Raw genomic sequence first — 12,530 nt, 5'->3', positions numbered from 1 at the left:
TACGTGCGAAGGGATCAGCCGGTGGGACGGTCCGGTTCGTAGCTCCACTGCCGGCCGGTTCCCCAGTATTCCTCGACAGGGAGCAGCTTCTCCTCCGGCCTCATCCGCTGGCGGTAGAGCACGCCGTTCAGATGGTCGAGTTCGTGGGCGACCAGGCGGGCCGTGGCGTGGTCGAAGCGGGAGAGGCGGGGAGTGCCGTCGAGGTCGGTGTGCTCGACGATGATGTGCAAGGGGCGGGGAACGCGACCGCGGACGTCGAAGAAGGACAAGCAGCCCTCGTACTGGACGTCTTCGTCGGCGGAGGCTTCAGCGACGGAGGCGTTGAGCAGCACGATGGGTTCAGCCCCGGTGTCGGTCGGGACGATGACGGCGGCGGAGCGGCTGATGCCGAGCTGTGGGGCGGCGATGCCCATGCCCTTGCCGAATGTGTGCAGGGCTTTGACCCGGTCGATGGCGGCCAGCAGGTCGCGGATGGTGTCTCGGGCCTGGTCGGCTTCGGCGGGCAGGTCGAAGTGCGGTGCTGTGGCCGCGAGGACGGGGTCGCCGTCCTGGATGATGCCGGCGCCGGCCATCGCCTGGCTCGGGGACAGGGTGGTCATGGTCGAGTTCTCCCCATCGGTGCTGGTGTTCAGGCGCCACTCGAGCCGGTACCGGGCGTGCAGTGGCGGGTCGACGGTGGACCAGGTGAAGACGGTCTGTCCGGCTCGGTCGCTGCGGTGCGGGGGCGTGGGCAGGGCGGCGAGTTCGGCGCTCATGGACGTCTCCGTGCCCCACACGGTGGGCTCGGTGCGGTGGGGGAAGGCAAGCTCGACGCTGAGGCGGCGGGTGGGCAATCGTACGGCGCGCTGGAACCAGCAGCCCCACTTGGTGTCGCTGACGCTGTAGCTGTAGGTGATCTCGGTTTCCTGGCCCGGGTAGAGCGGGAACCGAGTGCGGCGGTTGGCGAACTGCAGCCACAGCTCCTTGAACGCGTCCTTGTCGTGCTTGATGCTCCAGGTCATCGGTTCTGTCCCGCAGTATGCCGCGAGGGCAAGTTCTTCCCAGGACAGCGGATTTGCCCGATAGAGCGTGTTGGAGCGCTCGGGCTCGTCGGGGTAGCGGTCGACGGAGATGCGCACGAGGTAGCGGGTGACGGGTTCGGCACCCACGTTGCACAGACGGCGGCGCATGGTCAGGTGATAGGTGTTGCCGTCGTAGGAAAGCGCGGCCTCGTCGTCCAGGACCAGCAGCCCGGGCGCCAGCGAGGCCGTGTGCTTGGGTTCGCCGGCTGGTGCTGGAGTTCCGCCGTTCTGCCAGGCCGCCCACAGAGCCCCGCCTGCTTGGAGTTCGGCGTCGGCGCGACGTGCGAGGTCGGCGCTGCCGTGCTCACGGCCGGCTTCCAGGTGGCTGATGTAGGAGGGGGAGACGTTCAGCCGCTTCGCCAGCGCCGCTTTGGACAGGTCGCGCTTGGTCCGCCAGCGCCCGAGTTCTGCGGCGAACTTCGATCCTGCGTCCTTCTCGGTTCCCATGTGGGCGTCCCTCGCGTGGAGTTCGCGACGAGCGTGAGTGAGTGCCACTCATCGGTGCCTCATCCTGCCTGCCTCGGGCTGACTTGCACCAGGCTGCCGCCGCCGGCACGGCGGCCGTGCGGGCCACGGCGCCTCTACCGATTCCCCCTCCGGTCTGGTGCCGGAGAGGGCGTACACACCAAAGACCAAAGGGGATTTGAGATGACGGATCGCACGCCGCGTCATGCGGTGGTGATCGCCTCCGGCGGACTGGACAGCACCGCCGTGGCCTACCTGCTCGCAGCCCAGGGCGCCCGGGTGAGTCTGCTGTCCTTCGACTACGGCCAGCGGCATAGCCGGGAGCTGGAGTGCGCGGCGCAGATCGCTCAGCAGCTCGGTGCCGCCCACGAGGTGGTCGACCTGGTCAGCGTGGGCCGGCTGCTGCGGGGGTCGGCGCTGACCGACGACTCGATCGAGGTGCCCGACGGCCACTACAACGACGTGTCCATGCAGGCCACGGTCGTGCCGAACCGCAACGCAATCATGTTGTCGATTGCGGTGGGCGCGGCGGTGTCGGCGCAGGCGGATGCGGTGGCCTTCGGAGCACACGCCGGAGACCACACGATCTATCCCGATTGTCGGCCGGGCTTCTTTGCATGCATGGCCGAGACGGTTCGGCTGGGCAACGAGGGCTTGCTGGCCGACGATTTTGAGCTCTTGGCGCCTTTCCTGCAGGCCAGCAAGGCGGACATCGTTCAGGCCGCCGCCGGCTTGGGTGTCCCCTTCGGCCTGACGTGGTCCTGCTACAAGGGGGGCAGGGTCCACTGCGGCACCTGCGGCACGTGCTGTGAGCGCCGCGAAGCCTTCGCCCTGTCGGGTCTGGCCGACCCCACCGAGTACGCCGAACCGTGCGGGGTGACGCGATGAGCCGGCAGGATAAGCAGGAGCGCTACCGGATCGGGAAGGTCTTCCGCTTCGAGGCCGCACGCAGCGTCCCCGGCCGCGGCGCCTTGGAGGGGCACTCCTTCAGTGCCGAGGTCGTTCTTGCCGCTGACGCCCTCGTCGCGCCGGGGTTCGTCGCCGACTTCGGCGAGCTGGCACCGGTGCGGCAGTACATCGACGCCAACCTCGACCACCGGCTCCTGGACGATGCCGTCGGGGTGCCGGCCACGAACGAACGGATCGCCGACCGGCTCTACAGCTGGTGCAGGGAGTACCTGCCGCCGCACGTCGGTGAACGGCTTGAAGCGGTGGTCGTGCGCACGGGTCGCCCGCCGTCCGAGGCCGCCACCTCGGTGGGTTTCGGTGCCTCCCACCGCCTCGGCGGGCTGCCGGAGGGGCACCAATGTGGCCGCATGCACGGCCACTCCTACCTGGTCAGCCCCGTGCCCGGCGGCGCCCTGCCCCCGCAGCTCCACGCCTACGTCAGCGCGCAGCTGGCCGGCCAGGTCCTCAACGACGTCGTGCCGTTCGAGCCGACCTCGGAGCTGCTGGCCCGTCATTTGTTCGAGCAGGCCCTGGCCGCGGGCAGTCCGCCGCTGCCAGGAGTACGGGTGTCGGAGACGCCCTCGTCCTGGGCCGAATACCGGGCGGGCCGGGAATGAGCGCGCCCGGAGCCGCGGGTGCGGGGGTGAAGCGGGGGCTGTGGGTGGCAGAGACATTCGCCGGCACCGTGCAGGGGGAGGGTCCGAGCACCGGCTCGCCGGCCGCCTTCGTGCGGCTCAGCCGCTGCAATCTGACCTGCCTGCCGTGGTGCGACACCCCGTACACCTGGGACACCAGCCGCTTCGACCTCGCCCGGGAGTCCCGCCGGATGAGCGTGGCCGACGTCCTGGCGTGGACACTGCCGCAGCCGGAGGAGCTGGTGGTGATCACCGGTGGTGAGCCGCTGCTGCAGCAGCACGCCGTGATTCTCTTGGCACAAGCGCTGGCGGACAGCGGCAAGCGGGTGGAGATCGAGACGAACGGTACGTACCTGCCGTCGCGGAAGCTGATCGCGGCCGGGGCCCACTTCAACGTCTCCCCCAAGCTCTCCAACAGCACCATGCCCTACGCCCGGAGAATCCGGCCGCGGGCGCTGGAGGCGTTCGCTGCCGCCCCGCACCGGGCGTTCAAGTTCGTGGCCTGCGAAGTGGGTGATCTCGAGGAGATCGACGAACTGGTGGCCCGCCACGGCTTGAGTCCGGTGTGGGTGATGCCGCAGGGCACGACCGCCCAGGCCGTCATCGACGGAATGCGCGCCCTGGCCCCGGAGGTCGTGGCGCGCGGCTACCGGCTCTCGACTCGTCTGCACGTTCTGATGTGGGGGGACGAACGTGGCCGGTGAGCCGTGCGTGGGCGGCCTGCTGATCGTGGGGTGCTCGCGCCGCAAGATCGTCACCTCTCGCCCGGTCGCCGCCCTCGACCTCTACCAGGGGTGGTGCATTCCCCTGCTCCGCGAGCGACTCTCGCCGGAGGCGCCGCAGCGCCGGCGCGTGCTGATCCTCTCCGCCCACTACGGTCTGGTGCGCGCCGACGAGCTGGTCTCCACCTACGACCGGCGGATGACCACGGGGCGGGCCGGCGCCCTGCGCCTTCCTGTGCGTCGAGCGATGGCCGGACATCTGGCGTCCTACCCGTCCCGGGAAGCGCTGGTGCTGGTGGAGGAGCGCTACCTGACCGCCATGGGCCTGCCGTGCGTTCCCGTCGTCCACGTCATCGCCGACCCGGTCACCCATTTCGCGGCAGCTCGTCGCATCCTCGACTCCTGGAGCTGGCCATGACCTCCACCCCGCGCGTATTCGAAGGCCGCCGGATCTGGCGGCTGCCGGAGGAGACCTTCCTGAACGCCGCCCGGCTGATCGCCGAGGCGGAGGGACCGTACCGGCCGCAGGCGGTCGTCGGCATCGCCCGCGGAGGAACTCGCCTGGCCGAAGTGGTCGCCGCGCACCTGGAGGTGGACGCGATCATCGTGCACGCCCGGCACAACGTCGACGATGCCTGCGTGCTGCAGGCCACCGGCCAGGTACGCCTCGACGGCGAGCAGCCGTCGGTGGAGCGCTTCCCGCGTGGCGCCCGGTTGCTGATGGTGGACGACATCGCCGGATCCGGCGCCACCTTGCGCACCGTCCACCGCTGGCTGTGCGCCCGGATCCAGCCGGCGGTGCTGCGCAGTGCGGTGTTGTGCCGAAATTGCGGTACCGGCACGGCCCCCGACACCTGGGGGTGGGACGTGGCCGACTGGGTGCGTTTCCCCTGGGAGGGCCCGCTGAACGACGTCACCGAACCGCTCCCGGTCCTGACCACCCTCCACCACCGTCAGGACCAGACCGCACGTCGTCCGACCTGACGCCCGCGCTCGTGCACCACCCGTTTCCTTCCACGGACAGACAAGAGGAGGCAGGCCATGACCCTCGGCCTCACGCCCGGTGACCGCGTCCTGATCGTGCCGCCCCACCCCGACGACGAGACCCTCGGAGCCGGCGGCACGATCGCCCGGCTCACCTCCCAGGGCATCGAAGTGCACGTCCTTGCCGTCACCTGCTACCCCCTGCCCCGTTGGGGACAGGCGGCCAGCACCGAGCAGCGCCGCCAGGAGTTCGAAGCGGCCTGCGACGTGCTCGGCGTAGCCGGCCGGGCCATCGCCTGGGCGGACGACGAACGTGCCCGCCACCTCGAAGCCCACCTGAGCGACCTCGTCCGCCTGATCGAGGGCGGATCCGACCTCTCGCTGGACGCCCTGCGGCCCACCGCTCTGTTCATGCCGGCCGCGGGGGCCGTCCACCAGGAGCACCAGCTGGTCCACCGGGCCTGCTACGCCGCCGCCCGGCCCAGTGGCACTGCGCGTCACAGCCCGGACATTGTCCTCGGCTTCGCCGGCCCCGAGGACTACGCCTGGGCCCACAGCCCCGAGCAGCACCCGGTCGTGGTGGACATCACCGAAAGCGCCGCGGTGAAGGAGAAGGCCCTGGAGTGCTACCGCCGGGAGATGCGGGACGCGGCTCACCCTCGCAGTCTCGAGAGGATCTGGGCCATCGACGCCGCCCGAGCGGCGGCCCTGGGCACGGAGCGGGCAGAGTCGTTCGCCGCGTACCGGCTGGCCTGGTGATGGACGCTCCCGCCGTGCTGGTGGCACACCAGCCTGCCTACCTGCCGTGGCCGGGCTATTTCTCCCGGCTGCTGGATGTCGACGAACTGGTGCTGCTCGATCACGTGCAGTTCTCCGAACGCGGTTGGCAGCACCGCAACCAGGTTCGTGCTCCGGGCCGGGCCGGGCAGGTGTGGCTGACGGTGCCGGTGCAGCGCCGGTCCCGCCAGCCCATCAACGAGGTGCGCCTGGCCGATTCTTCCTGGACGTGCCGGCACTGGCGCACGCTGTCCCACGCCTACGCCCGTGCCCCGTACTGGCCGACGTACCGTGAGCAGCTCGCCTCGTTCTACGAGGCGTCGTGGGAGCGCCTCCTTCCGCTGGACGCGGCGTTGACGGGGTTCCTGCTGGATGTCCTGGGGCTGCGGGTGCGGCTGGTGTATTCCAGCAACCTGCGGCTGACCGGCACCCGCACCGCCATGCTCATGAACCTGTGCGAGCGCACCGGGCGGCAGATCCTGCGGGTCGGGTCCGGTGCGCTCGCCTACCTGGATCTGGAGCTGTTGCGCGCCAACGGTGTCGGCCTGGAGGTCGCCACCTACACCCATCCGCCTCATGGCGCCGCCCGGGGGACGGCGCCGGGCCTGAGCGTGCTGGACCTGGTGTTCCACGAAGGTCCCGCTGCCCTGGACGTGCTCCGCGCCGGTGCGCGGACCGAGAGGAAGGTCGTGGTCCCATGACGAGTCCAGAAGTCCTGCTGCCTCCGGCCCGGCGGGTGGACACCGCACGGGTCGCCGAGCTGTACCGGCAGCTGTTGGTGGCTCTCGGTGAGGATCCCGGGCGTGAAGGACTGCGCGGGACGCCGGAGCGGGTGGCCGCGTGGTGGCAGGAGTTCCTCGACCACGACCCGGGCCGCACCGACACCGTCTTCGCCCAGGAACTGACGCCGGACAGCGAGCAGATGGTCGTGGTGGGCGGGCTGAGCGCGTGGAGTCTGTGCGAGCACCACCTGTTGCCCATGCGCCTGCGGATGACGGTCGGCTACCGGCCTGACGGGCACGTGCTGGGCCTGTCGAAGGTCGCCCGCATCGTCTCCGCACACGCGCACCGCCTGCAGGTCCAGGAACGGCTCGTGGACGCGGTCGCCACCGAGGTGGCCACCGTGGCGGGGGTCGCGGACGTGGGCGTGGTCGCCGATGGGGAGCACCTGTGCATGATCATGCGCGGGGTCCGCGAGCAGCAGTCCCGCACCATCAGCTACAGCTTCCGCGGGTGCTTCGACGCCTCCCTGCTCGGGGATCGCCTGCTGACCCTCGCACGCTACGAGGCCGGCCGATGAAGACGGCGGCGCCCAGGCAGGGCCGTCTTTCGCCGGCGCCCTGCCCGCGCGTGTTGGGAAGCGGGCCACGAAGGACGCCGGGGAGCGTACCTGCTGCCCGGGACACCACCACCGTAGCGGCTCGGCTGGACGCCGTGCAGTGGGTTCGCGTCCACGGCGGCGAGTTACCGGCGGGCGAATGGCACCGGGCCCAAAGCGTGCCGGCCTTGTGGTGGTCCTCGACACCACTGGCCGACCGGGGCCTGCCCCTGACCGGGCTGTCACTGCCGGAGGCCGTCGCTCTCGCCGCTGCCCTGGGCGGCCGGATACCGACGGGGGCGGAAAGGGAGTGGATGGCCTCGGGCGGGTGCCGCCGGTACCCGTGGGGCGACCAGGAGCCGGATGACGCCCGCGCCAACCTGCGGGGAAGCGGGCCGGGTTGCTGTACCGGGGTGCACCGGCATCCGGCCGGACGTACCCCGCACGGCCTGTGGGACGTAGCCGGCAACGTCTGGGAGTGGACCACCGCCCCCGGTCGGCGCGACGGTATCGCGCTGTTACGGGGCGGTTCGTACAACTCCCTGACCCAGTACGCGGCCTGTACGCATGCCAACGACGTCCTGCCCGACCTGCGCTCTGCCGCCATCGGCATCCGCATCGTCCGCGATACCCCGCCCCCGTCCAACCCCTGCTCCATCATGACCGGAGGTCCCCGGTGAACATCGCGTTCGTGCTGCTGACACACAACCCGGACGAGCCGGCCGGGATCGAGCGCAGCATCGCCTCCCTCGCCGAGGGTCTGCGCGAAGCCGGCCACCACCCGCTGATCATCGCCGCCGGGCCCGCCACCCCTGCCGATCATGCCGGGCTGCTGCGGCTGTCCACGCTCACCCTGCCCCGACCGGCCCGGGAGGAAGACCTCCTGGCTCTGCTCGCCGACCCCGCGCCGGTCGTCCGCGAGGTTCGGCATCTACTGACGGCGCACCGCGCGGAGCTGGTCTGCTGGGCCGACGCCGTGTGGGGGCTGGGCTACCTCAGCCCCGCCCCGCCCGGCGTGGCCACCGCCTTGATGGTGCACGTGCCGCGGGCGGACGAGGCGATGCACCAGAGCCTGGCCCACGGCCCCCGAGCGGTCCTGACCACCGGCGACTTCATGATCCGCGAAATGGCCGGCGCCGACCTGGACACCAGCTCCTGGCACGCCGTACCCAACGCACTGCTGCACCTCGCCGCCCCGCCGCACCCGAGCGAGCGGGAGAAGCTGCGACGCGGAGGCGCGGTGCGGATCGTCGCCCGCGCCGAGCCGCACAAGGGGATCGCCGAACTGCTCGCCGCCCTCCCCACCGAGTTCGGCCGCCGGGTGCAGATCGTGCTGGCCGAAGCCGGGTTCGAGTACTGGCCCGGCATGCAGAACGAGACCATTGCGCGATGCCGCAAACTGGCCGCCGGGCTGCCGGAGGTCGAACTCCGCCGTGCGCTGCCCTGGCAGCAGGTGCAGCCCTTCCTGGCCGGGGCCGCGGCGACCCTGATCGGTTCCACCAGTCCGGAGACGTTCGGCAACGTCGCCGCCGAAGCCCTGTCCGTCGGCACCCCGGTCGTCGGCTACGGGCTCGGGCACCTGCCCGCGCTGGTGGGTACGGCCGGGCGGATGGTAGCCCTGGACGACGGGCCGGAGCAGATCTGGCAGACCCTGGCCGACCTCCTGGACGACCGGGAGGAGTACCACGCTTCCGCCCAGCAGGGGCCCGCGCAGGTCGCAGACCTCGCTCCCCACGCGGTCGCCGCCGCCTTCCTCGCGGCCGCCGCACCCCGGGAGACCTCGTGACGAGCACGGCGGCGGCGCATTCGCTGATGCGGCAGGTGACCGAGGTGAACCACCTCAAGCGGGCGGCCCGCCAGTGCATGAACCGCACCAGCGCCCCCGGCGCTGGCGGCATGACCTGGAAGGAATTCCGCCACCACCTCCCAGCGCGTCTGGCCGAACTCTCCCGCCAGCTGCGCGAGGGAACGTGGCGGCCGAAGCCCGTGCGCACCGCCGTGTTCGACGCCTGGGGCAAGGAGTACCAGCTCAGCATCCCTACCGTCGTTGACCGCGTGGTCCACCGGGCGGTGCGCAACGCCCTTGAGCCGGTGCTTGATCGCGACGCCTACCCGCCGTGGATGTTCGGCTGGCGCCGGCGGGCCGGACGGCCGCTGGCCGTCGCGGCGGCGGCCGGCCACCTGGAGGCGGGCCGGGCGTGGGTGGTCGACATCGACGTCGCCGCCGCCACCCGCGGCGTCTGCCTGGAACAGGCCGTCACCTCTGTGGCCCGCTTCGTCCACGACGGCACCCTCCTGGCGCTCCTGCGCCGCATCCTCGCCGGCCTGCCTAACCCGCTCGCCCCCGGCAGCGGCCTGACCCCGATGCTCACCAACCTGCGCATGAGCCCCGTCGACCGCGCCCTCGACGACGTGGCGGTCGTTCGGCTGACGGACAACTACACCGTCTTCTGCACCACCCGCACGGACGCCGAGACCGCCTGGCAGCGCACCGTCGCCGCTCTCGCGGATCACGGCATGAAACCCGCTCCCGCGAAGTCCAAGATCTGGCGCCCCAATCCCGAAGATCTCTACGCCGCCGGTTGAACACCCTTCTGGAGCTGCCCCGTGCCCAGCACCGCTGCCCTGCTGTACTGCGCCGTCAACGGCGTCGCGAACTGCACCAACGGCATCGGCCGTCAAACCAAGACCCTGCTGGCCACCCTGGAACACAGCTACCCGCACCTGGCTGAAGCCGCCGGCCCCTTCACCCCGTACGTCGCCGTCCCCGAACCCGGGCCGGCCACCTGGAACTACAACCCCGACGACCTCGCCTATGCCCGCGCGATCGTCGAAGGACTCGGCGGCCACATCCTGCCCCTGCCCTACGAAACCGACGGACCACTGTGGTGCCCGCAGACGTGGGCCCGGCTCTGCTCCGGCGCCGCCGCAGCGGCCCGCGCACTCGCCGTGCAGCACCGCCGGGTGCTCGCCATCGCCGTCGACACTCCCTTCGCCGGGCTGACCGGCCTGCTCGACGGCGCCGAGCGGATCGACGTCCTCCTCGCGCTGTTCAGCACCGCGAAGATCACCGAGCGTCCCGCACCGACACCCGCGCACGTGGCCTGGGAACAGGCGGCCATCACCGCGGTCAACCACAGCCGAAACAGCTGGGTGGCCGGCATCGGCACCTACCTCAGCCGGCACCTGCGCACCGAGTACGGGCTCGACGCGGGCCGGATCGTCCCTTGGCCTTCCGGCCTCCACCTACGCGCGGCCGACCTGGCCCCGGTTCCGGTCAGGGACGCCGAGACCACCGTCCGCCGGTTCGGCATCCCCACCGACGGGCCGATCGTGGCGGCCGTCGGGCGCACCGACGCGACCAAGGGCCTCGATCAGCTCATCGAAGCACTCGCTCCCCTGCGCGAGCACGTCCACCTCGCAGCCATCGCCGTCCGTACCGACGACGAGCGGGCCCGCCTCTTCGACACCTACCGGCATCGCAGCGCCGCGCTCGGGCTGCGGGCGACCTGGATCGGCAGCTTCGACCGGGACCTGCCCCGTGCCCTGGCCGCTCTGCCGGGCACCCGTGTCATGGCCTGTCCCAGCCGGGGCGAGACGCTCGCCAACATCGTCTTCGAAACGGGCCTGTGGGCCGAGCACCACGGCGCCATCGCCCTGGCCCCCGCACGGGACGGCTTTCCCGAACAGATCACCGACGGGCACAACGGTCTGCTCTACCCGCCCGAGCACCCTGGCGCCCTGACCGCCGCCATCGTGCGCTCGCTCAACCTCCCCCGGAGCGAGCATCAGCGCATGCGGGCCGCGGCAGCCGAGCGCGTGCGGGCCGAGCGGGACGCCACCGAACACCTCGCCACGCTGCTGACCCGCTTCTGGCGCACCACGGCACCGGCCCCCGATACACTCACCGGCCATCCGGGCGCACCGGGTACCCGTCAGCCGCGGTCACAGGCACCCACCAGCACCACCGGCACCCTGGAGGCCGCACCGTGACCACCGCCGCCCCGCTGCTCCTCGTCGACGGCCACAACCTCCTCTACCGATCCTGGTTCGGCTTCCCGTCCCGGATCCGTGCCCGCAGCAGCGACCGGGACCTGACCGGCGTCTTCGGGTTCGCCGCGCTCCTGCGCAAGGCACACCTCGCGCATGCTGACACCCACGAGGTCGTGGTCGTCTTCGACGCGGAGGACGGCTCGGCCGCGCGGGCCGGTCAGGACACCGCCTACAAAGCGAACCGGCCGACACCCGAGCCGGGGCTGATCGAGTCGCTGACGGACATCAAGCAGGTCCTCGACCTCGCCGCAGTGCGGTGGATCGAACAGGAGGGCTGCGAGGGCGACGACGTGATCGCCACCCTGGCCACCACCGCCCGCACGGAGGGTCGCGGCGTCGACATCATGAGCGTCGACAAGGACTTCTACCAGCTGCTGTCCGACCCTCTCATCCGCCTGTTGAACACCATGCTCACTGAGGGGCGCCGCCGCATCGACGGCCAATCGGTGCGACACCGCTTCGGGGTGGACGCCGACCAGTGGCCCGACTACCGGGCGCTGACCGGGGACCCAGCTGACAACATCACCGGCATCCGCGGCATCGGCCCCAAGACCGCCTCCCGGCTCCTGGCCGACGGCCGCCGCCTGGAGACCATCCCGCACCAGCGCATCCGCCCCGCCTGGCGATCCGAATGGGAGCAGGCACTGCGTTGGAGGGAGATGATCCGCCTGGACCGTAAAGTCGAACTGCCCGACAACCTGCTGACCGACCGCCCAACAGCTGCCCTTCCGCGCGCCGCCGAACTCCTCGACCAGCTGGGGCTGTGGTGAGCGGCCGGCCGACCGCGGTGTGGGGCTTCGACGGCACACTCGGACACCGACGCCAGGGCACCTGGGCCGAATGCCTGCTTGAGGTCCTCGACCGCCAGCACCCCGGACACCCCTTCAGCCAGCCGCAGCTCTTCACCGCCCTGAGGAGCGGCTTCCCCTGGCACGACCACCACCGGCCACATCCCCATCTGAACACCGCGGACCGCTGGTGGAACCACGTGACCAACGTGATCTCCAGCGCCCTTCGCGGACTGGGACTCCAGGCCGGCACCGCCGCGGCCGTGGCACACCACACCCGTGACGTCTACACCGATCCTGCGGCCTGGAGCCTGTATCCTCAGGCCATCGCGGTCCTGGAGCTGCTCACCTCACACGGGTGGGACCACATCCTCCTGACCAACCACGTCCCCGAACTTCCCGGACTCCTAGACCACCTGCAGTTGAGCGGGCACCTGCACGCGGTCATCAACTCGGCAGACACCGGTTTCGAAAAGCCCCATCCCAAGGCGTTCGCGAGCGCTCTGGCCGCGTCCGCCGGCTGCCGCTACATGGTCGGTGACAATCACCGGGCGGACATCACCGGTGCGCAGAGCGCCGGCCTCGACGCGATATGGGTCCGGCGCAACCAGCCCGACGATGTCCCAGACCTTCACACGGCCGTCCGCCTGATCCTCGGAACCGAACACCGAACCGAAACGGCAGCTCCCCGAACGTGGGAAGTCGCGCCCCTCCACTCGGAGCAGACCACGCCGACGGCACCCTTCAGCTAGGCTCGCCTCGTCCGCGAGGCGGGCACC

General features: G+C 71.1%; 15 protein-coding genes. 14 read left to right on the top strand and 1 reads right to left on the bottom strand.

The window, feature by feature from the left end; genetic code table 11:
- Positions 1–14: 14 nt before the first annotated feature.
- Positions 15–1,508 (bottom strand): peptide deformylase, encoded by a 1,494-nt coding sequence (locus K7I03_RS28930; protein ID WP_185945750.1) that lies wholly within the window; start codon positions 1,506–1,508, stop codon positions 15–17.
- Between the two features lie 201 nt (positions 1,509–1,709).
- Between K7I03_RS28930 and queC the strand changes: the two genes are divergently transcribed.
- From queC to K7I03_RS28855, 14 genes are all read left to right on the top strand, one after another.
- Positions 1,710–2,414, top strand: a complete 705-nt coding sequence (gene queC, locus K7I03_RS28925) for a 7-cyano-7-deazaguanine synthase QueC (RefSeq protein WP_185945751.1) — start codon at positions 1,710–1,712, stop codon at positions 2,412–2,414.
- On the top strand, positions 2,411–3,091 hold the full coding sequence (locus K7I03_RS28920; protein WP_185945752.1) for a 6-carboxytetrahydropterin synthase: 681 nt from the start codon (positions 2,411–2,413) through the stop codon (positions 3,089–3,091). The genes queC and K7I03_RS28920 overlap by 4 nt, the downstream gene beginning before the upstream one ends.
- Before the next feature lie 44 nt (positions 3,092–3,135).
- Entirely contained in the window at positions 3,136–3,813 is a 678-nt protein-coding gene (locus K7I03_RS28915) for a 7-carboxy-7-deazaguanine synthase QueE (protein WP_224347266.1), read from the top strand.
- Positions 3,803–4,249, top strand: a complete 447-nt coding sequence (locus K7I03_RS28910) for a DUF6884 domain-containing protein (RefSeq protein WP_185945754.1) — start codon at positions 3,803–3,805, stop codon at positions 4,247–4,249. The genes K7I03_RS28915 and K7I03_RS28910 overlap by 11 nt, the downstream gene beginning before the upstream one ends.
- Positions 4,246–4,815 carry a phosphoribosyltransferase gene (locus tag K7I03_RS28905; RefSeq protein WP_185945755.1) on the top strand — a complete coding sequence of 190 codons (570 nt, stop codon included), beginning with the start codon at positions 4,246–4,248 and terminating at the stop codon, positions 4,813–4,815. Before K7I03_RS28910 ends, K7I03_RS28905 begins: the two co-directional genes overlap by 4 nt.
- Before the next feature lie 57 nt (positions 4,816–4,872).
- Entirely contained in the window at positions 4,873–5,574 is a 702-nt protein-coding gene (locus K7I03_RS28900) for a PIG-L deacetylase family protein (protein WP_185945756.1), read from the top strand.
- Positions 5,574–6,293 (top strand): WbqC family protein, encoded by a 720-nt coding sequence (locus tag K7I03_RS28895; RefSeq protein ID WP_185945777.1) that lies wholly within the window; start codon positions 5,574–5,576, stop codon positions 6,291–6,293. The genes K7I03_RS28900 and K7I03_RS28895 overlap by 1 nt, the downstream gene beginning before the upstream one ends.
- Positions 6,290–6,892: a GTP cyclohydrolase I gene (gene folE, locus K7I03_RS28890; RefSeq protein WP_185945757.1), complete on the top strand. Its 603-nt coding sequence runs from the start codon at positions 6,290–6,292 to the stop codon at positions 6,890–6,892. The genes K7I03_RS28895 and folE overlap by 4 nt, the downstream gene beginning before the upstream one ends.
- A gap of 197 nt (positions 6,893–7,089) precedes the next feature.
- Complete coding sequence (locus K7I03_RS28885; RefSeq protein ID WP_185945778.1) at positions 7,090–7,590, top strand: formylglycine-generating enzyme family protein; 501 nt, start codon at positions 7,090–7,092, stop codon at positions 7,588–7,590.
- The gene (locus K7I03_RS28880) at positions 7,587–8,696 is read left to right on the top strand and encodes a glycosyltransferase family 4 protein (protein WP_185945758.1); all 1,110 of its coding nucleotides are present in this window, start codon (positions 7,587–7,589) and stop codon (positions 8,694–8,696) included. The genes K7I03_RS28885 and K7I03_RS28880 overlap by 4 nt, the downstream gene beginning before the upstream one ends.
- Complete coding sequence (locus K7I03_RS28875; protein ID WP_224347265.1) at positions 8,693–9,496, top strand: reverse transcriptase domain-containing protein; 804 nt, start codon at positions 8,693–8,695, stop codon at positions 9,494–9,496. Before K7I03_RS28880 ends, K7I03_RS28875 begins: the two co-directional genes overlap by 4 nt.
- A gap of 21 nt (positions 9,497–9,517) precedes the next feature.
- Complete coding sequence (locus K7I03_RS33955; protein WP_185945759.1) at positions 9,518–10,903, top strand: glycosyltransferase family 4 protein; 1,386 nt, start codon at positions 9,518–9,520, stop codon at positions 10,901–10,903.
- Positions 10,900–11,733, top strand: coding sequence for a 5'-3' exonuclease (locus K7I03_RS28860; RefSeq protein WP_185945760.1), 834 nt, complete (start codon positions 10,900–10,902; stop codon positions 11,731–11,733). Before K7I03_RS33955 ends, K7I03_RS28860 begins: the two co-directional genes overlap by 4 nt.
- Complete coding sequence (locus K7I03_RS28855) at positions 11,730–12,503, top strand: HAD family hydrolase (RefSeq protein ID WP_185945761.1); 774 nt, start codon at positions 11,730–11,732, stop codon at positions 12,501–12,503. Before K7I03_RS28860 ends, K7I03_RS28855 begins: the two co-directional genes overlap by 4 nt.
- The last annotated feature ends 27 nt before the right edge of the window (positions 12,504–12,530 follow it).

This window comes from Streptomyces mobaraensis, assembly GCF_020099395.1.
Taxonomy (GTDB): Bacteria; Actinomycetota; Actinomycetes; order Streptomycetales; family Streptomycetaceae; genus Streptomyces.
The sequence above is the reverse complement of the archived record's forward strand: the minus strand, read 5'-3'. Positions and strand labels throughout refer to the sequence as shown.

Coding starts and splice junctions, on each gene's coding strand:
- folE (WP_185945757.1), top strand. CDS start 6,290: ATGACGAGTCCAGAAGTCCTGCTGCCTCCGGCCCGGCGGGTGGACACC.
- K7I03_RS28895 (WP_185945777.1), top strand. CDS start 5,574: ATGGACGCTCCCGCCGTGCTGGTGGCACACCAGCCTGCCTACCTGCCG.
- K7I03_RS28920 (WP_185945752.1), top strand. CDS start 2,411: ATGAGCCGGCAGGATAAGCAGGAGCGCTACCGGATCGGGAAGGTCTTC.
- K7I03_RS28900 (WP_185945756.1), top strand. CDS start 4,873: ATGACCCTCGGCCTCACGCCCGGTGACCGCGTCCTGATCGTGCCGCCC.
- K7I03_RS28905 (WP_185945755.1), top strand. CDS start 4,246: ATGACCTCCACCCCGCGCGTATTCGAAGGCCGCCGGATCTGGCGGCTG.
- queC (WP_185945751.1), top strand. CDS start 1,710: ATGACGGATCGCACGCCGCGTCATGCGGTGGTGATCGCCTCCGGCGGA.
- K7I03_RS28930 (WP_185945750.1), bottom strand. CDS start 1,508: ATGGGAACCGAGAAGGACGCAGGATCGAAGTTCGCCGCAGAACTCGGG.